The following is a 20308-nucleotide window of genomic DNA, read 5'->3' on the forward strand; positions in this document are numbered from 1 at the left end:
CTCACTGCAACTGACTGCCGCGCGGGCAGGGAAGTTGCCGACCGTGAGCGAACCGATACCTAATTCACCCTGACGGGTGAAGGCATTCGAACGATGGCGCTCAGTGGGTGGACCGCTCTCAGTGCTTGTAGAAGCCCTGGCCGCTCTTGCGGCCGATGTCCCCGGCGTCCACCATGCGGCGCATGAGCTCCGGCGGCGCGAACTTCTCGTCCTGGGACTCCGTGTAGATGTTGCTGGTGGCGTGCAGCAGGATGTCGACGCCCGTGAGGTCGGCCGTGGCCAGCGGGCCCATCGCGTGACCGAAGCCCAGCTTGCAGGCGATGTCGATGTCCTCGGCGGAGGCCACGCCCGATTCGTACAGCTTGGCGGCCTCGACGACCAGCGCGGAGATCAGACGGGTCGTCACGAAGCCGGCGACGTCGCGGTTGACGACGATGCAGGTCTTGCCGACGGACTCGGCGAACGCCCGGGTCGCGGCGAGGGTCTCGTCGCTCGTCTTGTAGCCGCGGACCAGCTCGCACAGCTGCATCATCGGGACGGGCGAGAAGAAGTGCGCGCCGACGACCCGCTCCGGACGCTCCGTCACGGCCGCGATCTTGGTGATCGGGATGGCGGAGGTGTTGGAGGCGAGGATGGCGTCCTCGCGCACGATCTTGTCGAGCGCGCGGAAGATCTCGTGCTTGATCTCGATCTTCTCGAAGGCCGCTTCCACCACGATGTCGACGTCGGCGACCGCGTCCAGGTCGGTGGTCGTCGTGATGCGCGCGAGGGCCGCCTCGGCGTCCTCGGCCGTCAGCTTGCCCTTGGAGACGAACTTGTCGTACGAGGCCTTGATCCCGTCCGTGCCCCGGGTCAGCGCGGCGTCGGTGACGTCGCGCAGCACGACGTCCCATCCCGCCTGAGCGGAGACCTGAGCGATCCCGGAACCCATGAGTCCCGCACCGATGACGGCGAGCTTCCCAGCCACTGCACACCCCTCGTTGTTCTCAAATACGGCACGGCTTCGTAGCCACTCCGGCGGAGACTAGCGTCCGGGGGGTGCGGTGTGACCGTGAAGTAACACGCGTCACGTCTCAGATGACGGACATCACACCGGTACGGCCCATGACCGGTGCGCTGCCTCACAGTTCACGCGCCGCGGCGGGTCGGCGGCCGCCCGGCGGGCCCGTCTACCCTGGCCGCATGGTGAACCTCACGCGCATCTACACCCGTACCGGCGACAAGGGCACGACCGCCCTGGGCGACATGAGCCGCACGGCCAAGACCGACCTGCGGATCTCCGCGTACGCGGACGCCAACGAGGCCAATGCGGCCATCGGGACGGCCATCGCGCTCGGCAGCCTGCCGGCGGAGGTCGTGAAGGTGCTGGTCCGGGTGCAGAACGACCTGTTCGACGTGGGCGCGGACCTGTGCACCCCGGTCGTGGAGAACCCCGAGTACCCGCCGCTGCGCGTGGAGCAGTTCTACGTCGACAAGCTGGAGGCCGACTGCGACCTCTTCCTGGAGCAGGTGGAGAAGCTGCGCAGCTTCATCCTGCCCGGCGGCACCCCCGGCGCGGCCCTGCTGCACCAGGCCTGCACGGTGGTCCGGCGCGCCGAGCGCTCGACGTGGGCGGCGCTGGAGGTGCACGGCGAGACGATGAACCCGCTCACCGCCACCTACCTGAACCGCCTCTCCGACCTCCTGTTCATCCTGGCGCGGGTGGCCAACAAGGAGGTCGGGGACGTGCTGTGGGTGCCGGGCGGCGAACGCTAGACGGCCTGGCGGACGCGGCGGCTCAGCGCTCGCTCGCGGCGAGGGAAGGCCGGTCCTCCTCGGCGCCCGCGGGGGCCTTTTTCGGCCAGATCGTGTAGGCCGCCGCGACCAGGGCGTGGATGCCGACGGCCCGCAGGGCGCCGAACTGCCAGGCCTGGAGCGAGCTGACGTCGCCCGCGTCGCCGACGTACCAGATGGCCGCCTGCAGCAGGGTCAGGGCGACGGCCGCGGCGATCACGGTACGGACCCAGAGCTTCCACTCGTGCCGGGCCCGCCGCTTGCCGTAGCCGGCGCCCGCCGGCTTCGGTCCCCCGGCGAGCCGGTGCGCGGCGTGCCCGTCGAGCCACTTGATCGTGTAGTGCCCGTAGGCGACGGTGTAGCCGATGTAGAGCGCGGCGAGACCGTGCTTCCAGTCCGGCTCGGCGCCGTTCTTGAGGTCGATCGTGGTGACGACCAGCAGGGCCAGCTCCATCAGCGGCTCGCAGAGCAGGACCGCCGCCCCCAGCCGGGGCATCTTCGCGAGGTAGCGCAGGGCGAGTCCCGCCGCCAGCAGGACCCAGAAGCCGACCTCACAGGCGATGATCAGCGCGACGATCACGGGATTCTCCCTCCGCTCGGGTGCGTCGTCCTTCAAGGCTCCCGCCCGCCGCGGCCCGATTCGTCGTCGCGAATGACCATGTGCGGCTGCATCCTTCGATGTAGCCGCGCCTCGGCCGCTCCGCCGACGTGCGGCGGCCGTAGACCCTGTTGGATGGGACCGTGACCGAGAAGAGCCTGCGCCCCCACCGTGACGACGTCCTCCTCGCGGTGGTCAGCGTCGCCGCCGGTCTGGTGTTCTGGTCGCTCGGCGTGTACAGCAGCCGCGACCGCGACTTCCTGCCCGCCTGGGCCGCCCTGGTCCCCCTCGTGGCCCTCGGCGCGATGGAGCTGCTGCGCCGCACCCGACCCCGGGTGACCCTGGCCGTCGGCACCGTGGGGGTGATCGCCGACCAGTTCACCGTCGGCAGCCTCGCCACGGTCGTGATCTTCACCGACCTGATGTACGCGGCCGTCGTGTACGGCACGCCGGCCATGGCCCGGCGGCTCCCGGTCAGCACCGGCCTGATCACCGTCGTCGTCACCATCGCCTCGCTGGCCTGGCTGCGCACCCCCCAGGCCCTGCTGATCGGCGCGATCACCGGCATCGTCAGCTTCGCCCCGGCGCTGACCGGCGCCACCCTGCGCAACCACCGCGAGGCCGCCGAGGCCGCCCGGCTGCGCGCCGAGCAGACGGCGCTGCTGGCCGAGATGGACCGCGAGCAGGCCGTGGCCGCCGAACGCGCCCGGATGGCCCGGGAGCTGCACGACATGGTGGCCAACCACCTCTCCGCCATCGCCATCCACTCCACCGCCGCGCTCTCCATCGACACGGCGGCGACCAGCCGCGACGCGCTCGGCGTGATCCGCGAGAACAGCGTGCAGGGGCTGGCCGAAATGCGGCGCCTGATCGGGCTGCTGCGGGACGCCGGCGGCGACCGGGAGCCGGCCGCGGTGCCCTCCCTGGACGGCCTCGACGCCCTGATCGGGCAGGCCGGTACCAACGGCTCGGCCAGCGGGCTGACCTTCGTACTGCACGACGACCGGCCGTCCGGGGAGCCCGCGGCGGCCCCCGTGGAGCTGGCGGCGTACCGGATCGTCCAGGAGTCCCTGACCAATGCCCTCAAGCACGCCGCCCCCGGCACGGTGACGGTCCGCGTGGCGCACGAGGACGGGCTGCTGAGCGTGGCGGTGGACTCGCCCTACGGGGACCGCCCCGGGCCCCGCGCGCCCGGTTCGGGGGCCGGGCTGATCGGGATGAAGGAGCGGACGGAACTGCTGGGCGGGGAGTTCGCGGCGGGCCGCCGCGGTGCGGTGTGGCAGGTACGGGCGTCACTGCCCGCGGAGGACAAGGTGGTGGAGGCATGACCATTCGAGTGGTGGTGGCGGAGGACCAGGGCGCGGTGCGGGCCGGGCTGGTGCTCATCCTGCGCAGCGCGGGCGACATCGAGGTGGTGGGCGAGGCGGCCGACGGGGAGGAGGCGGTGCGCCTGGCCCGGGAGCTGCGGCCGGATCTCGTCCTCATGGACGTGCAGATGCCCCGGCTCGACGGGGTGTCCGCGACCCGGCAGGTCGTCGAGGAGGGCCTGGCGGACGTACTGGTGCTGACCACCTTCGACCTCGACGAGTACGTCTTCGGGGCGCTGCGGGCGGGCGCCGCGGGCTTCCTGCTGAAGAACGCCGACGCGGCGGAGCTGATGGCGGCGGTACGGACGGTCGCGCGCGGGGAGGGCCTGATCGCCCCGGCGGTGACCCGACGGCTGATCGCCGAGTTCGCGGCGCCGCGTCCGGTGCGCAGCGCCCCTGAGCCGGGGCGGGCGGCGGCGGTCGCCTCCCTCACGCCCCGTGAACGGGAAGTGCTGAGCGCTCTGGGCGAGGGCCTGTCGAACGCGGAGATCGCCGAGCGGCTGGAGATGGCGGAGGCCACGGCGAAGACCCACGTCAGCAGGCTGCTGGGCAAGCTGGAGCTGCGCAGCCGACTCCAAGCGGCGGTCCTGGCGCAGGAGTTGGGCATCTAGCGGGCGCCCGGCGGACGACGGGCGACACCGGTCTGGACCTCTTGACGGTTGGTCCAGACCTTTCTACGCTCGCGGCAACACTGTGGTGAGCGTGCCATGACAAAGCGTGCTCACGGGCGGCGCAGGTCCCACCCCCATGTCGCAGTCGGCCCCACGGCCGCGACGGACCTACGGAGGAGCACCCTTGAGCACAGCATCCCCACCCCCCACCAGGCGCACCCGGTTCTTCACCAGAGTCGCGGCGGTCGTCGCCGTGCTCGCCCTGCCCGTCACCGGGCTCGTGGCCCTGGCCGGCCCGGCCCAGGCCGCGGCCTCCGCGACCGCGACGTACACCAAGGTCTCCGACTGGGGGTCCGGCTTCGAGGGCAAGTGGGTGGTGAAGAACACCGGCACCACCACCCTGAGCAGCTGGACCGTGGAGTGGGACTACCCGGCGGGCACCTCGGTCACCTCGGCCTGGGACGCCACCGTCACCGCCTCCGGGACGCACTGGACGGCCAAGAACGTCGGCTGGAACGGCACCCTCGCCCCCGGCGCCACCGCCAGCTTCGGCTTCAACGGCTCCGGCTCCGGCGCCCCGAGCGGCTGCAAGATCAACGGCGCCTCCTGCGACGGCGGCACCCAGCCCGGCGACGCTCCCCCCACGGCTCCCGGCGCCCCCACCGCGAGCAACGTCGCCGACACCTCGCTGACCCTGACCTGGACCCCGGCCACCGACGACAAGGGCGTCAAGAACTACGACGTCTACCGGGGCTCCGCCAAGATCGCCACCGTCACCGGGACCAGCTACGCGGACTCGGGCCTGACCAAGGGCACGACGTACACCTACAGCGTCACCGCCCGCGACACCGCCGACCAGACGGGTCCCTCCTCCGGCTCCACCACGGTCACCACGACCGGCGGGGTCGTCCCGCCGGACCCGGGCGGCAAGGTCAAGCTCGGCTACTTCACCAACTGGGGCGTCTACGGTCGCAACTACCACGTGAAGAACCTGGTCACGTCCGGTACGGCGAGCAAGATCACGCACATCAACTACGCCTTCGGCAACGTCCAGAACGGCCAGTGCACGATCGGTGACGCCTACGCCGACTACGACAAGGCCTACACCGCCGACCAGAGCGTCGACGGCGTCGCCGACACCTGGGACCAGCCGCTGCGCGGCAACTTCAACCAGCTCCGCAAGCTGAAGAAGCAGTACCCGAACATCAAGGTGCTGTGGTCCTTCGGCGGCTGGACCTGGTCCGGCGGCTTCCCGCAGGCCGCCGCCAATCCGACCGCCTTCGCCCAGTCCTGCTACAACCTGGTCGAGGACCCGCGCTGGGCCGACGTCTTCGACGGCATCGACCTGGACTGGGAGTACCCGAACGCCTGCGGCCTGTCCTGCGACACCAGCGGAGCGGCAGCCTTCAAGAACCTGATGCAGGCCGTGAAGTCCCGGTTCGGCGCGAACAACCTGGTCACCGCGGCCATCACCGCCGACGCCTCGGACGGCGGCAAGATCGACAAGGCCGACTACGCGGGCGCCGCGCAGTACACCGACTTCTACAACGTCATGACGTACGACTTCTTCGGGGCCTGGGCGGCCCAGGGCCCGACGGCCCCGCACTCCCCGCTGACCTCGTACGCGGGCATCCCGCAGGCCGGCTTCAACTCGGCCGACGCCATCGCCAAGCTCAAGGCCAAGGGCGTCCCCGGCTCGAAGCTCAACCTCGGCATCGGCTTCTACGGCCGCGGCTGGACCGGCGTCACCCAGGCCGCCCCCGGCGGCACCGCCACCGGACCGGCCCCGGGCACGTACGAGCAGGGCATCGAGGACTACAAGGTGCTCAAGAACAGCTGCCCGGCCACCGGAACCGTCGCCGGCACGGCCTACGCCAAGTGCGGCAGCAACTGGTGGAGCTACGACACCCCCGCCACCATCGCCGGGAAGATGACCTGGGCCAAGCAGCAGGGCCTGCGGGGAGCCTTCTACTGGGAGTTCAGCGGCGACACCACCAACGGTGAGCTCGCGAACGCGGTCCACACCGGGCTGCAGTAAAGACCGAAGCCGGGGAGACGGGTCCGCCCCCGTCTCCCCGGCTTCTCCGTGTCGCCGCGGCGCCCACCCCGAAGGGGTGCTACGCCACGTTCACCCGCTGGCCGGGCGGCGCCGCCTCCAGCCATGCGAGGAAGCCCGTCAGCGCGTCCTCGCTCATCGCCAGCTCCAGGCGCGTCCCCCGGTGGAGGCAGCCGAGCACGACGGCGTCGGACAGCAGGGCCAGCTCCTCCTCGCCCTCCGGGGCGCGACGGGCCAGCACCTCGATGGAGGACCGCTCCAGCAGCCGGCGCGGGCGCGGGGAGTACGAGAACACCCGGAACCACTCGATCCGGTCACCGCTGTAGCGCGCGACCCCGTACACCCAGCCCTTGCCGGAGATGTCCGGCTCCTCGGCCACACCCCAGCGCATGCTGCAGTCGAAGGTGCCGCCAGACCGCTGGATCAGTCTGCGGCGCAGCCCGAAGACGAACAGCCCGATCACCACCAGGGCTACGACCAGGCCGCTCACAAGCAGAGCGAGGAGCATCTTCACCGACCTCCTCGCTCATCGAATACGCATGAGAAAAAACGGACCCGCATCGCCTCAGCCGCGACCCGGTCTGGAAAATTCCAGCACGGACCGCGGCTGAGGTCTGCCGAGCCCCGAAGGTCGCCCTCCGGGACTCGGCGGTTGAAACTCCGACGGGCGGTCAGCCCGTTACGGCGCGCAGCCGGACATCCGCGCGACGCTCGGCGGCCGCGTCGGCCTCCGACTTCGCGCGCTCCAGTGCCCGCTCCGCACGCTGGACATCGATCTCGTCCGCGAGCTCGGCGATCTCGGCCAGCAGGGACAGCTTGTTGTCCGCGAACGAGATGAATCCGCCGTGCACCGCGGCGATGACAGTGTTGCCCTCGCTGGTGCGGATGGTCACCGGGCCCGATTCCAGCACACCGAGAAGCGGCTGGTGACCGGGCATGACGCCGATGTCGCCGGACGTGGTGCGGGCGACAACAAGGGTGGCCTCGCCGGACCAGACATTGCGGTCCGCCGCGACCAGCTCGACGTGCAGCTCAGCAGCCAAGGTGGCTCCTCGGGTCACCACCCGGCGGGTCGGCCGGGTGTTGGGTCAAATTCTAATGGGCGTGGGGAGAGGGACGGGACACACCCGCCCCTCTCCGTCGAAACCTGCGAACCGGATGCGCTCCTCGCGGAGCGCGCCGGATCAGGAGACGCCCAGCTCCTTGGCGTTGGCCTTCAGGTCCTCGATGCCACCGCACATGAAGAACGCCTGCTCGGGGAAGTGGTCGTACTCACCGTCGCAGATCGCGTTGAACGCGGTGATCGACTCGTCGAGCGGAACGTCCGAACCGTCCACGCCGGTGAACTGCTTGGCGACGTGGGTGTTCTGCGACAGGAAGCGCTCGACGCGACGGGCACGGTGGACAACGAGCTTGTCCTCCTCGCCCAGCTCGTCGATACCGAGGATCGCGATGATGTCCTGGAGGTCCTTGTACTTCTGCAGGATCCCCTTGACACGCATGGCGGCCGCGTAGTGGTCCGCCGCGATGTACCGCGGGTCGAGGATGCGGGACGTCGAGTCCAGCGGGTCCACGGCCGGGTAGATGCCCTTCTCGGAGATCGGACGGGAGAGAACCGTCGTCGCGTCGAGGTGGGCGAAGGTGGTCGCCGGCGCCGGGTCGGTCAGGTCGTCCGCGGGGACGTAGATCGCCTGCATCGAGGTGATCGAGTGACCACGGGTCGAGGTGATGCGCTCCTGGAGGAGACCCATCTCGTCGGCCAGGTTCGGCTGGTAACCCACCGCGGAGGGCATACGGCCGAGCAGGGTCGACACCTCGGAACCCGCCTGGGTGTACCGGAAGATGTTGTCGATGAAGAAGAGCACGTCCTGCTTCTGCACATCGCGGAAGTACTCCGCCATGGTCAGACCGGCCAGGGCGACGCGCAGACGGGTGCCCGGGGGCTCGTCCATCTGGCCGAAGACGAGCGCCGTCTTGTCGATGACGCCGGAGTCGCCCATCTCCTCGATGAGGTCGTTGCCCTCACGGGTACGCTCACCGACGCCCGCGAAGACCGACACACCGTCGTGGTTGTTGGCGACGCGGTAGATCATTTCCTGGATCAGAACGGTCTTGCCGACACCGGCACCACCGAACAGACCGATCTTTCCACCCTTGACGTACGGGGTGAGAAGGTCGATGACCTTGACGCCGGTCTCGAACATCTCGGTCTTCGACTCGAGCTCGTCGAACGAAGGCGCCTTGCGGTGGATCGGCCAGCGCTCGGTGACCTCGGCGTTCGCCTCGGGGTAGTTGAGCACCTCACCCAGGGTGTTGAACACCTTGCCCTTGGTGAAGTCACCGACGGGGACGGTGATGCCCTCGCCCGTGTCGGTCACCGGGGCCTGGCGGACCAGACCGTCGGTGGGCTGCATGGAGATGGTGCGGACCAGGCCGTCACCCAGGTGCTGGGCGACCTCAAGGGTCAGCGTCTTGAGCGCGCCGTCCTCGGCCGGGTCGGCGACCTGGACCTTCAGCGCGTTGTAGATGTCGGGCATCGCGTCGACGGGGAACTCCACGTCGACGACCGGGCCGATGACCCGGGCGACGCGGCCCGTGGCGGCGGCCGTCTCAACAGAGGTCGTCATTACTTGTCACTCCCCGCGGTCGCGTCGGCCATGGCGCTCGCGCCACCGACGATCTCGCTGATTTCCTGGGTGATTTCGGCCTGGCGGGCCGCGTTGGCAAGCCGGGAGAGGCTCTTGATGAGGTCTCCGGCGTTGTCGGTCGCCGACTTCATCGCACGGCGGCGGGCGGCGTGCTCGGAAGCGGCCGACTGCAGCAGTGCGTTGTAGATCCGGCTCTCGACGTAGCGCGGCAGCAGGGCGTCGAGGACGTCCTCCGCCGACGGCTCGAACTCGAACAGCGGAAGGATCTCGCCCTTCGCACCGTCCTCCTCCGCAGCCTTGTCGAGACTGAGCGGCAGCATCCGGCCGTCCACTGCGTTCTGCGTCATCATCGACACGAATTCCGTGTAGACGATGTGCAGCTCGTCGACGCCACCCTCGGCCGTTTCCAGCTGGATGGCCTCGATCAGCGGCGCCGCGACGCGCTTGGCGTCGGCGTAGGCCGGGCTGTCGGTGAAGCCGGTCCACGAGTCCGTGACCTTGCGCTCACGGAAACCGTAGTAGGCGACACCCTTGCGGCCGACGATGTAGCTGTCGACCTCCTTGCCCTCAGCGCGCAGCCGCTCGGTGAGCCGGTCCGCCTGCTTGATGGCGTTCGAGGAGTAGCCGCCGGCCAGACCGCGGTCGCTCGTGATGAGCACGATCGCGGCGCGGGTCGGCGCCTCGACCTCGGTGGTCAGGGCGTGCTTGGTGTTCGAACCGGTCGCCACCGCGGTCACCGCACGGGTGAGCTCGGTCGCGTACGGCATCGACGCCGCCACCTTGCGCTGCGCCTTGACGATGCGCGAGGCGGCGATCATCTCCATCGCCTTGGTGATCTTCTTGGTCGCCGTGATGGCACGGATGCGACGCTTGTAGACCCGGAGCTGCGCTCCCATGAGTCAGGTCCCTTCCGTCGTCACTTGGAGACGTTGACGGCCGGCACGTCCTCGCCCAGGAGCTTGCCGTCCGAGGTCTCGAACTGGCGCTTGAAGGCCGCGATGGCGTCAGCGATCGAGCCCAGGGTGTCGTCCGACATCTTGCCGCCGTCGGCGATGGAGGTCAGGAGGTCCTTGCGCTCGCGGCGCAGGTGCTCCAGCAGCTCCGACTCGAAGCGACGGATGTCGGCGACCGGGACGTCGTCCATCTTGCCGGTGGTGCCGGCCCAGACGGAGACGACCTGCTCCTCGACGGGCATCGGCTGGTACTGGCCCTGCTTCAGCAGCTCGACCATGCGCTTGCCGCGCTCCAGCGAGGCCTTCGACGCGGCGTCCAGGTCGGAACCGAAGGCGGCGAACGCCTCCAGCTCACGGTACTGGGCCAGGTCGACGCGGAGACGACCCGAAACCTGCTTCATGGCCTTGTGCTGGGCGGAGCCACCGACGCGGGACACCGAGATACCGACGTTCAGCGCCGGGCGCTGGCCCGCGTTGAACAGGTCGGACTCGAGGAAGCACTGGCCGTCGGTGATGGAGATGACGTTGGTCGGGATGAACGCCGACACGTCGTTCGCCTTGGTCTCGACGATCGGCAGACCGGTCATCGAACCGGCGCCCATCTCGTCGGACAGCTTCGCGCAGCGCTCCAGCAGACGGGAGTGCAGGTAGAAGACGTCACCCGGGTAGGCCTCACGGCCCGGCGGGCGGCGCAGCAGCAGCGACACGGCGCGGTAGGCGTCGGCCTGCTTCGACAGGTCGTCGAAGATGATCAGGACGTGCTTGCCGGCGTACATCCAGTGCTGGCCGATGGCGGAACCGGTGTACGGCGCCAGGTACTTGAAGCCGGCCGGGTCGGACGCCGGGGCGGCGACGATCGTCGTGTACTCGAGCGCGCCGGCCTCTTCCAGGGCGCCGCGAACGGACGCGATGGTCGAGCCCTTCTGGCCGATGGCGACGTAGATGCAGCGGACCTGCTTGTTCACGTCGCCCGAGCGCCAGTTGTCGCGCTGGTTGATGATCGTGTCGACGGCCAGAGCGGTCTTGCCGGTCTGACGGTCACCAATGATCAGCTGACGCTGGCCACGGCCGATCGGCACCATCGCGTCGACGGCCTTGTAGCCGGTCTGCATGGGCTCGTGCACCGACTTACGGACCATGACGCCCGGGGCCTGCAGCTCGAGGGCGCGGCGGCCTTCGGTCGCGATCTCGCCGAGGCCGTCGATCGGGTTGCCGAGCGGGTCGACGACGCGGCCGAGGTAGCCCTCGCCGACACCTACGGAGAGAACCTCACCGGTGCGCTGCACCGGCTGGCCCTCCTCGATACCGCTGAACTCGCCGAGGACGATCGCACCGATCTCGCGCTCCTCGAGGTTGAGGGCGAGACCGAGGGTGCCGTCCTCGAACTTCAGCAGCTCGTTCGCCATGGCGGAGGGCAGGCCCTCCACCTTCGCGATGCCGTCGCCGGCAACGCTGACCGTTCCGACCTCCTCGCGCGAGGCCGCGTCCGGCTGGTACGACTGGACAAAGTTCTCCAGTGCGTCCCGGATCTCCTCCGGCCGGATCGTGAGCTCCGCCATCTGGGTTCCCTGCTCTCCTTGTTGGGCCTGAAGCTTCTTAGGGGTCTGGGGGCGACCCCCAGGAATCTTCTGCAAGTTCTGCACGGCCCAACCGGGCCGCTAGGAATGCTTTGTACTTTTGGTGGCTGGTCAGCCGGCCATGCGTCGGGACGCCTCTGCGAGGCGGTCCGCGATGGTGCCGTCGATGACCTCGTCGCCGACTCGCACCGAGATCCCGCCGAGGACCTCGGGGTCCACGTCGAGGTTCAGGTGCATCTGGCGGCCGTACAGCTTGGCCAGCACCGCGCCGAGACGCTGCTTCTGCACGTCGCTGAGCGGAACCGCGCTGGTCACGGTGGCGACCATGCGGTCACGGCGCTCGGCGGCGAGCTTGGAAAGGGACTCGAGTCCCGCTTCCAGGCTACGTCCACGCGGGTGCGTGACAAGACGCGTCACCAGGCGCTCGGTGGCGGCGTTCGCCTTTCCGCCGAGCAGGCTGCGCAGCAGCTGGCTCTTGGCGGAGGCGGTCGCCGCACGGTCGGTCAGCGCGGCACGCAGCTCGGTGTTCGAGGACACGATCCGGCCGAAGCGGAAGACCTCGTCCTCGACGTCGTCGAGCGCGCCTGCCCGCTGGGCCGCCGTGAGGTCGGCGGTGGCCGCCAGCTCCTCCAGCGAGTCCACCAGGTCGCGGGACTGCGACCAGCGGGACCGGGCCATGCCGGACACCAGGTCGAGGGTCTCCCCGCCGACCTGACCGCCGAGCAGCCGAGCGACGAGCTCGGCCTTGGCCTCGCCGGCCTGCGCCGGGTCCGTGATGACCCGACGCAGCGAGACCTCACGGTCGAGCAGCGCGGTGACAGCGGCCAGCTCACCGGCGAGCTTCGTCGCGTCGACGGACGTGTTGTCCGTCAGCGCGTCGAGACGCTCGCGCGCGGAGGCCAGCGCCTCGCGGCTCGCTCCGTTCATCGGGCCGCCTCGGCCTTCTCCTCAAGCTCGCTGAGGAAGCGGTCGATGGTGCGGCTCTGCCGGGCGTGGTCCTCGAGGGATTCGCCGACGAGCTTGCCGGCCAGGTCGGTGGCGAGCTTGCCAACGTCCTGACGCAGCGCCTGAGAGGCGGCCTTGCGGTCTGCCGCGATCTGGGCGTGGCCGGCAGCGATGATCTCCTCACGCTGCCGCTGGCCCTCTGCGCGCAGTTCTTCCTTCAGCGCAGTGCCCTGCTCCAGCGCTTCCTGGCGCAGGCGCGCGGCCTCGTGCCGGGCTTCGGCGAGCTGGGCCTTGTACTGCTCCAGGACGCTCTGGGCCTCGGTCTGAGCGGCTTCCGCCTTCTCGATACCGCCCTCGATGGCCTCGCGGCGCTCTTCCAGAACCTTGTTGATGTTCGGGAGGAGCTTCTTCGCGAGGAATCCGAAGACGATGACGAAGGCGATCAGACCGATGACGAGCTCGGGGATCGGCGGAACGAGGGGGTTTTGAGGCTCCTCGGCCGCCAGAACCAGGAGGTTCACATCAGTGCCTTTCGTCGATTCGAACTAGTCGTGGGGTTCGTCAGCTGTAGACGAACGGCATGACCAGACCGATGAGGGCGAGCGCCTCACAGAAGGCGAAGCCGAGGATCTGGTTGGCGCGGATCAGACCGGCAGCTTCGGGCTGACGGGCGAGCGCCTGGGTGCCGTTACCGAAGATGATGCCGACGCCGACGCCGGGGCCGATCGCCGCGAGGCCGTAGCCAACGGAGCTGAGGGAACCGGTGACGGCAGCAAGGGTCTGGGACATGCCAGTTCTTCCTTCTCTTTCACGGACCGGTGGGGGTTGGCCACCGGACGACTGGGGGGATTGCTTGGAGCGGGCCGCGCTCAGTGGTGCTCGGCGAGCGCGCCCTGCAGGAAGCTGCAAGCCAGCAGCACGAAGACGTAGGCCTGGACGGCCTGGATGAAGAGCTCGAACGCGGTCATCACGATGACCATGACGAACGAGACGCCCGCGTAGGCGATGCCGATCCCGTTCAGCAGGTACCAGCTGGCGATGGTGAACAGCAGCAGCAGGGTGTGACCGGCGAACATGTTCGCGAACAGTCGGACCGCGTGGGTGAAGGGACGGACCAGGACGTTCGAGAAGAACTCGATGACCATGACCATCGGCAGAACCGGGCCGAGCGACTTGTCGTAGCCCGTGATGTTCTTGAAGCCGCCGACGAAGCCGTGGCGCTTGAAGGTCACCGACATCCACATGACGTAGATGACGAGGGCGAGACCGGCCGGGTACGCGATGACCGCGGTCACCGGGAACTGGGCGAGCGGGATGATCGACCAGAGGTTCATCATCCAGACGAAGAAGAACGTCGCGACCATGAAGGGGACGTACTTCTCGCCCTCCTTCTTGCCCAGCGTCTCGTAGACGATGCCGCGGCGCACGAAGTCGTAGCCGGCCTCGGCGACCATCTGCAGCTTGCCCGGGACGACCTTCGGCTTCCGGAACGCGGCCCAGAAGAAGCCGACGATGACGATCGAGCCCAGCAGGGCCAGAAGCATCGTCTTGTTGAAGTACAGGCCGCTGTCGTCACCGAAGATCGGCTTGAACAGGAACGAGTACAGGGTCGGGCCCGGGAAGCCGCAGCCAGTGCCGTCTTCGAAATGACAATTGATCTCGAAGGCGAGCGTCATGTCAGCAGCACTCACCGCAGGGCTCCTTCAGCGTGGCGCATAGGTACGGCAACCTCGTTGTGTCGGCGCGGCGCGCAGCCGCGGTTCGGCACTGGACTGGTGTAACGGATGGTGGGGCGGCAGTCAGGCATCGAGCCTCGCGATGGAACAGGCGTCAGCTCAGATGCCCGCGCCCGCAGTGCCGCAGTTGGCACCGGACGATAGCAGGATCTCGAACGCCCACTTATCCCGGCCCTACCCTTCACGTCTTCGGTCCCGGATTTTCGGGCTTGTCGCCCGTCGTCGAGTCCGGTTCGACGTAAAGAATCTTGGCCTTCATGTGCGCGCGGGTCTGCGCGGCGATCCACACGAGGGTGGTCGCCACGAGCGTGATCGCGAACGCCTTGGGGTTGAACAGGGTGGTGTTCTTGAACGCCGCGACAAACACGAAAAGCAGCAGGATCTGGGCCGTGTAGAGCATGAGCCCCATGGCCTGGAAGAGGTGCGGAAGCGATTTCGCCGTGCGCTGCAGAACGACGAATCCGATGCCCATGAACACGATCACGACCAGCGTCGCGACGACCGCTCCGACCGCGCCCTTGCCGCCGACGACAAGCCCGCTGACCAAAGCGGCGATTGCGCCGGCGATGGCCGTGGGCACGGCGGCTTGCAGGAGGGATCGGACGTCATCTGACCGCATGGCGGTTTCGCTCCGCGTGGTGGTGGGGGCACTGGACTCGTACGGGACGAGCGTAAGCCCGGTCCGAGAGAGAACCTCGGGCCAAGGGACCGTCGCACTACGGTCCTTCGGCTCTGTCGCCGGGTTTAGTGAACGGTATCACAAACTATTTGATGAGAGCTTTACCTGCTGGGTGTGCCGACTGTCACACATGAGAGTGACCCTGCGCGTGTGTGCGCGACAGCCGGGTCGACTGTCTGCTAATGGGCGTCCATGTCCGACATGTGAAGCGACGGTCAGCGAGTGGATTCAGCCTTACGCCGCTCGGGGAAGCGCGAACGGGGGCCCACGGCGGTCGCTCCGTTGACGCCCGAGACGCCCGCGGCGATCGGCCTGGCGGGTGCCGGCTCGGTGCCCGAGGCGTCCAGTGCGGCCGCCTCAGCGGCCGCCTCCGCCGCGCGCGCGGCGTGCCGGTAGCGCGGCGGAACCAGACCCTCCGCCCACTTCGGGGTGCGCGGCGTGAAGCGCGGCAGGAGCAGCAGGATCAGGCCCACCGCGCTCAGCGCGGCGATCAGCAGCACGATCCACATCGTGGCGGAATGCACGGAGTAGGCCACCGTGCCGAAGGCGATCAGCCCCGACCAGAAGTACATGATCAGGACCGCGCGGCTGTGCGAGTGCCCGAGCTCCAGGAGCCGGTGGTGGAGGTGCCCGCGGTCGGCCGCGAACGGCGACTGGCCCTTCCACGTACGCCGGACGATGGCCAGGATCAGGTCCGCCATCGGGATCGCGATGATCGTCAGGGGCAGGATCAGCGGGATGAAGACGGGCAGCATCGCGTGCGTCGCGTTGCGCTCACCACCGGCGAACAGGGCCAGCGCGTCCGGGTCCACCTGTCCCGTCAGCGAGATCGCGGCGGCGGCCAGCACCAGGCCGATGAGCATCGAGCCGGAGTCGCCCATGAAGATCCGGGCGGGATGCATGTTGTGCGGCAGGAAGCCCAGGCACATGCCCATCAGGATGGCCGCGAAGAGGGTGGCGGGGGCCGCGGACTCGATGCCGTAGCCGAACCAGATCCGGTACGCGTACAGGAAGAGCGCGGCGGCTGCGATGCAGACCATGCCGGCGGCGAGGCCGTCGAGGCCGTCGACGAAGTTCACCGCGTTGATGGTGATGACGACGAGCGCCACGGTGAGCAGGTTGCCCTGCCACTGGGTGAGCGGGACCGTGCCGATGAAGGGCACCGGGATCCACAGGATGGTCAGGCCCTGCATGACCATCACGCCGGCGGAGATCATCTGCGCGCCGAGCTTGATGAGGGCGTCGATCTCGAACTTGTCGTCCAGGACACCGATCAGCCAGATCAGGGCGGCTCCGGAGAGCAGTGCGCGCGGTTCGTTCGACTTCTCGAAGACCGCGTTGAGGTTCTGCAGGTGGTCGGCGACCAGCAGGCCCGCGCACAGGCCGCCGAACATCGCGATCCCGCCGAGGCGCGGCGTCGGCTCGCGGTGCACGTCGCGGGCGCGGATCTCCGGCATGGCCCCGGCCGCGATCGCGAACTTCCGCACGGGCCCGGTCAGCAGGTAGGTCACCGCGACCGTGACGCAAAGCGTCAGCAGATATTCACGCACTGGCTGCCCCAGATGTATCGCCGGCCATCTCAGCCCCACACATTAGCTGCGATGTCCCCTCTACCGAGGACGCGAGGGTGCGGTATCCCGGTTCCACTACACCCCTCTTGTCCCTATTACTCCCCGTAAGGGGGAAATCCTTCCGTGAGCTTGCCGACCTCCGTACGTGTCTTCGCTGCTTCCCCGCCCAGCGCGGCCGCGAACAGCTCCGCGATCCGGCGCATCTGCGGCTCCCCCATCCCCTGGGTGGTCACCGCGGCCGTGCCCAGCCTTACGCCCCGCTGGTCCCCGTACGGCAGCACGCACGTGTCCAGCACGATCCCGGCGGCGGCCAGCCGGCCGCGGGCGGTCGGGCCGTCCACGCCCAGCGCCGCCGGGTCCGCGGTGACCATGTGCGTGTCGGTGCCGCCGGTGGTGATCGTGAACCCGCGCTCCTCCAGCGCCGCGGCCAGCGCCCGGGCATTGGCGACCACGCGGTGGGCGTAGGTGGTGAAGGCCGGCCGGCCCGCCTCGCCGAAGGCGACGGCCTTGGCGGCGATGGTGTGCATCTGGGCCCCGCCCTGGGTGAGGGGGAACACCGCCCGGTCGATGCGCTCGGCGAACTCGGCGCCGCACAGCACCATCCCGCCGCGCGGCCCGCGCAGCACCTTGTGCGTGGTCGCGCACACGACGTCGGCGTACGGGACCGGACTGGGCGCGGCCCCGCCGGCCACCAGTCCGATCGGATGCGCGGCGTCGGCGATCAGGTAGGCCCCGACCTCGTCGGCGATCTCCCGGAAGGCCGAGTACTCGGGGTGGCGGGGATAGGAGATCGACCCGCACACGATGGCCTTCGGCCGGTGCGACCGGGCGAGGTCCTGCACCTGCCGGTAGTCGATGAGGCCCGTCCCGGCGTCGACGCCGTAGCCGACGAAGTCGAACCACTGTCCCGAGAGGTTGGCGGGCGAGCCGTGGGTGAGGTGTCCCCCGTACGGGAGCCCCATGGCCAGCACGGTGTCCCCCGGCCGCAGCAGCGCCGCGTAGGCGGCCAGGACGGCCGAGGAGCCGGAATGCGGCTGCACGTTGGCGTGCTCGCTCCCGAACAGCGCCTTGGCCCGCTCGACGGCCGCCTGTTCGGCCAGGTCCGCGTACTCGCACCCGCCGTGGTAGCGGGCGCCGGGGTAGCCCTCGGCGTACTTGTTGGCGAGCGGGGACCCCAGCGCCGCCAGGACGGCCGACGAGGTGAAGTTCTCCGCCGCGCTCAGCTGCAGCGTGCCGGCCTGCCTGCGGGCCTCCCCGGCGAGTACGTCGGCCATCTGCGGGTCCTGCCGGCGCAGCAGGTCCGTGGGCTGGGTGATGACGCTCATGGCGCGACTCCAGGGGGGGTACCGGGTACCAGCCACTCTAGGCCCGCGATCCCCACGGCGCCCTGCCGACGCCTCCCGACCGCCCCGGCGCATCCGGGGCGCCCACGACCGGCCCCGCCGGATCAGCGGTGGGCGGTGACACCCGTCAGGGCCGTGACCACCGGGTCCAGCGCCTGGTTGAACACCTTCCCGACGCGCTCCTCACACCGCTCGGCCCTGGGGCCTCCCGGGCATCGGCCCGCTGCGCCGGCCTCCCGCCGCCGGATCAACGGTGGGCGGTGACACCCGTCAGGGCCGTGACCACCGGGTCCAGCGCCTGGTTGAACACCTTCCCGACGCGCTCCTCACACCGCTCGGCGTCGTACACCTCGTCCGCGTCGGGCGACGGCGCCAGCAGCCACCCGCGCAGCGCAGCGGCGGCCCGCACGAGCGCCCGCGCCCGCTCCGCCATGCCGTCGTCCAGCGGCGGCAGCGTGGCCGGATCTATGGCCCGGACCAGCCGGGTGAACTCCTTCAGCGTGAAGGTGCGCAGTCCCGCCGAGTGGCCCATCGAGATGACCTGCGCACGGTGGTCACGCGTGGCGGTCAGCACCAGGTCGGCGCGTATGACGTGCTCGTCCAGCAGCTCGCGGCCGGTGAACCCGGACGCGTCGGCCCCGAAGTCCGCGAGCACGGCGGCCGCGTTCGCCTCCATCGGGGCGCCCTCGTGGCCCCACGTGCCGGCGCTCTCCACGATGAGGTCGCCGCCGACGGGACCGCCGAGGCGGTGCGAGAGGGCGTGCCGGGTGAGCCGCTCGGTGATCGGCGAGCGGCACACGTTGCCCGTGCTGACGTGGAGTATGCGGAAAGTGCTTCCCCCTGCTATGCCACGCCCCTCAGGGCTCACGGGGCCACCTCGAGGTCGGGTACGACCTCCCGCAGCTGGTCGGCGCTGAGCGCCCCCTCGCGCAGCAGCACGGGAACCTTCCCCGTGACGTCGACGATCGACGACGGCTCGATGCCGGGCGTCGGACCGCCGTCCAGGTACACGGACACCGAGTCGCCGAGCATCTCGCGCGCCGCGTCGCAGTCCTCGGGCGCCGGCTGTCCGGAGAGGTTGGCCGACGACACCGCCATCGGGCCGACCTCCGTCAGCAGCTCGATGGCGACCGGGTGCAGGGGCATGCGCACGGCCACGGTGCCGTGGGTGTCGCCGAGGTCCCACGCGAGCGAGGGCTGGTGCTTGGCGACCAGCGTCAGCGCGCCCGGCCAGAACGCGTCGACGAGCTCCCAGGCCTGCTCGGAGAAGTCCGTGACGAGACCGTGCAGGGTGTTCGGGGAGCCGATGAGCACCGGGGTGGGCATGCCGCGGCCGCGGCCCTTGGCGGCGAGCAGGTCGTGGACGGCCTCCGGGCTGAAGGCGTCCGCGCCGATCCCGTACAGGGTGTCGGTGGGCAGCACGACGAGCTCGCCGCGGCGCACGGCGGATGCGGCTTCACGCAGACCCGTCTTGCGGTCCGTCGCGTCGTTGCAGTCGTATCGCCGGGCCATCAGCGGGCCTCCTCGTGCAGCAGGGGGGTGGCGGGATGCGTCGCGCCGGTCACGGCAGCGCCTTGCGGGCCGTGGCGAAGCGCGGGCGGTTGTTGAGGTCGGGGTGGTCGGCGGCGTCGGCCCAGCCCCGTTCCTCGGCGAAGATCCACGGGACCTGGCCGCCCTGGGTGTCGGCGTGCTCGACGACGACGATGCCGCCGGGCCGCAGCAGCCGGTGGGCGGTGCGCTCGATGCCCCGGATGGTGTCGAGTCCGTCCTCGCCGGAGAAGAGCGCCATCTCCGGGTCGTGGTCGCGGGCCTCGGGGGCGACGTACTCCCACTCGGTGAGCGGGATGTACGGCGGGTTGGAGATGACCAGGTCGACCTGGCCGTCGAGCTCGGGCAGCGCGCTCAGGGCGTCGCCCTGGTGGACGGTGACGCGGGAGCCCTCGGCGTTCTTGCGGGTCCACCGCAGGGCGTCCTCGGACAGCTCCACCGCGTGCACGCGCGAGCGCGGCACCTCCTGCGCCATGGCCAGCGCGATCGCGCCGGAGCCGGTGCACAGGTCCACGATCAGCGGCTCGACGACGTCCATCGCCCGGACGGCCTGTATGGCCCAGTCGACGACCGACTCGGTCTCGGGCCGGGGCACGAAGACCCCGGGCCCGACCTGGAGCTCCAGGTACCGGAAGAAGGCGCGCCCGGTGATGTGCTGGAGCGGCTCGCGCGCCTCGCGGCGGGCGACGGCCTCCCAGTAGCGGGCGTCGAAGTCCGCGTCCTTGACGTGGTGCAGTTCCCCCCGCTTGACGCCGTGCACGAAGGCGGCGAGCTCCTCCGCGTCGAAGCGCGGTGAGGGCACGCCGGCGGCGGCCAGCCGCTGGGTGGCCTGGGCCACCTCGGCAAGCAGCAAGTTCACGCTGGTCCTCCGGGCTGCTGTCGTACGGGGGGTGAAGCGGGTTT

Annotated in this window: 21 protein-coding genes; 4 read left to right on the forward strand and 17 right to left on the reverse strand. The window is 69.8% G+C overall.

What is annotated here, in order from left to right:
• Positions 1-118: 118 nt before the first annotated feature.
• Positions 119-967, reverse strand: a complete 849-nt coding sequence (locus IG86_RS0110550; RefSeq protein ID WP_030660329.1) for a 3-hydroxyacyl-CoA dehydrogenase family protein — start codon at positions 965-967, stop codon at positions 119-121.
• 215 nt (positions 968-1182) lie between these two features.
• Here IG86_RS0110550 and IG86_RS0110555 point away from each other — a divergent pair, with 215 nt between their 5' ends.
• Positions 1183-1755: a cob(I)yrinic acid a,c-diamide adenosyltransferase gene (locus IG86_RS0110555; protein WP_030826835.1), complete on the forward strand. Its 573-nt coding sequence runs from the start codon at positions 1183-1185 to the stop codon at positions 1753-1755.
• Positions 1756-1777: 22 nt separating this feature from the next.
• Here IG86_RS0110555 and IG86_RS0110560 read toward each other — a convergent pair whose 3' ends face one another.
• On the reverse strand, positions 1778-2353 hold the full coding sequence (locus tag IG86_RS0110560) for a hypothetical protein (RefSeq protein ID WP_030826838.1): 576 nt from the start codon (positions 2351-2353) through the stop codon (positions 1778-1780).
• 161 nt (positions 2354-2514) lie between these two features.
• Between IG86_RS0110560 and IG86_RS0110565 the strand changes: the two genes are divergently transcribed.
• The 3 genes from IG86_RS0110565 (at position 2515) to IG86_RS0110575 (ending at position 6387) form a co-directional block, all read left to right on the forward strand.
• Positions 2515-3699 carry a sensor histidine kinase gene (locus IG86_RS0110565; protein ID WP_045937356.1) on the forward strand — a complete coding sequence of 395 codons (1185 nt, stop codon included), beginning with the start codon at positions 2515-2517 and terminating at the stop codon, positions 3697-3699.
• Positions 3696-4349: a response regulator gene (locus tag IG86_RS0110570; protein WP_030896467.1), complete on the forward strand. Its 654-nt coding sequence runs from the start codon at positions 3696-3698 to the stop codon at positions 4347-4349. The genes IG86_RS0110565 and IG86_RS0110570 overlap by 4 nt, the downstream gene beginning before the upstream one ends.
• A 136-nt stretch (positions 4350-4485) precedes the next feature.
• Entirely contained in the window at positions 4486-6387 is a 1902-nt protein-coding gene (locus tag IG86_RS0110575) for a glycoside hydrolase family 18 chitinase (RefSeq protein ID WP_078848614.1), read from the forward strand.
• Between the two features lie 79 nt (positions 6388-6466).
• Here the strand turns inward: IG86_RS0110575 and IG86_RS0110580 are convergent, their stop codons facing one another.
• The 15 genes from IG86_RS0110580 to prmC all read right to left on the reverse strand — a co-directional run bounded on the left by IG86_RS0110580 (position 6467) and on the right by prmC (position 20264).
• Positions 6467-6913 carry a DUF2550 domain-containing protein gene (locus IG86_RS0110580; RefSeq protein ID WP_030826849.1) on the reverse strand — a complete coding sequence of 149 codons (447 nt, stop codon included), beginning with the start codon at positions 6911-6913 and terminating at the stop codon, positions 6467-6469.
• A 163-nt stretch (positions 6914-7076) separates the two neighbouring features.
• Positions 7077-7448 (reverse strand): F0F1 ATP synthase subunit epsilon, encoded by a 372-nt coding sequence (locus tag IG86_RS0110585; protein WP_030660309.1) that lies wholly within the window; start codon positions 7446-7448, stop codon positions 7077-7079.
• 141 nt (positions 7449-7589) lie between these two features.
• On the reverse strand, positions 7590-9032 hold the full coding sequence (atpD, locus tag IG86_RS0110590) for a F0F1 ATP synthase subunit beta (protein WP_030826852.1): 1443 nt from the start codon (positions 9030-9032) through the stop codon (positions 7590-7592).
• Positions 9032-9949 (reverse strand): F0F1 ATP synthase subunit gamma, encoded by a 918-nt coding sequence (locus IG86_RS0110595; RefSeq protein ID WP_030660303.1) that lies wholly within the window; start codon positions 9947-9949, stop codon positions 9032-9034. Before IG86_RS0110595 ends, atpD begins: the two co-directional genes overlap by 1 nt.
• Before the next feature lie 20 nt (positions 9950-9969).
• Positions 9970-11565, reverse strand: a complete 1596-nt coding sequence (atpA, locus tag IG86_RS0110600; protein ID WP_030660299.1) for a F0F1 ATP synthase subunit alpha — start codon at positions 11563-11565, stop codon at positions 9970-9972.
• A 129-nt stretch (positions 11566-11694) separates the two neighbouring features.
• Positions 11695-12510 carry a F0F1 ATP synthase subunit delta gene (locus tag IG86_RS0110605; protein WP_030826855.1) on the reverse strand — a complete coding sequence of 272 codons (816 nt, stop codon included), beginning with the start codon at positions 12508-12510 and terminating at the stop codon, positions 11695-11697.
• On the reverse strand, positions 12507-13049 hold the full coding sequence (locus tag IG86_RS0110610; protein WP_030826858.1) for a F0F1 ATP synthase subunit B: 543 nt from the start codon (positions 13047-13049) through the stop codon (positions 12507-12509). Before IG86_RS0110610 ends, IG86_RS0110605 begins: the two co-directional genes overlap by 4 nt.
• Positions 13050-13089: 40 nt before the next feature.
• The gene (atpE, locus tag IG86_RS0110615; RefSeq protein WP_030386954.1) at positions 13090-13317 is read right to left on the reverse strand and encodes an ATP synthase F0 subunit C; all 228 of its coding nucleotides are present in this window, start codon (positions 13315-13317) and stop codon (positions 13090-13092) included.
• 80 nt (positions 13318-13397) lie between these two features.
• Entirely contained in the window at positions 13398-14204 is an 807-nt protein-coding gene (gene atpB, locus IG86_RS0110620) for a F0F1 ATP synthase subunit A (protein ID WP_030826861.1), read from the reverse strand.
• 241 nt (positions 14205-14445) lie between these two features.
• The gene (locus IG86_RS0110625; protein ID WP_030826864.1) at positions 14446-14883 is read right to left on the reverse strand and encodes a Cg1360 family ATP-synthase-associated protein; all 438 of its coding nucleotides are present in this window, start codon (positions 14881-14883) and stop codon (positions 14446-14448) included.
• Positions 14884-15158: 275 nt separating this feature from the next.
• On the reverse strand, positions 15159-16505 hold the full coding sequence (locus IG86_RS0110630; protein WP_199814500.1) for an MraY family glycosyltransferase: 1347 nt from the start codon (positions 16503-16505) through the stop codon (positions 15159-15161).
• Positions 16506-16609: 104 nt separating this feature from the next.
• Entirely contained in the window at positions 16610-17839 is a 1230-nt protein-coding gene (locus IG86_RS0110635) for a serine hydroxymethyltransferase (RefSeq protein ID WP_030896473.1), read from the reverse strand.
• Positions 17840-18104: 265 nt separating this feature from the next.
• On the reverse strand, positions 18105-18725 hold the full coding sequence (locus IG86_RS0110640) for an arsenate reductase/protein-tyrosine-phosphatase family protein (RefSeq protein ID WP_030896475.1): 621 nt from the start codon (positions 18723-18725) through the stop codon (positions 18105-18107).
• Positions 18722-19369, reverse strand: a complete 648-nt coding sequence (locus tag IG86_RS0110645) for an L-threonylcarbamoyladenylate synthase (RefSeq protein ID WP_030660276.1) — start codon at positions 19367-19369, stop codon at positions 18722-18724. The genes IG86_RS0110640 and IG86_RS0110645 overlap by 4 nt, the downstream gene beginning before the upstream one ends.
• Before the next feature lie 49 nt (positions 19370-19418).
• Positions 19419-20264 carry a peptide chain release factor N(5)-glutamine methyltransferase gene (gene prmC, locus IG86_RS0110650; RefSeq protein ID WP_030660273.1) on the reverse strand — a complete coding sequence of 282 codons (846 nt, stop codon included), beginning with the start codon at positions 20262-20264 and terminating at the stop codon, positions 19419-19421.
• Between the last annotated feature and the right edge of the window lie 44 nt (positions 20265-20308).

The organism is Streptomyces virginiae, from assembly GCF_000720455.1.
GTDB classification, from domain to species: Bacteria; Actinomycetota; Actinomycetes; order Streptomycetales; family Streptomycetaceae; genus Streptomyces; species Streptomyces virginiae.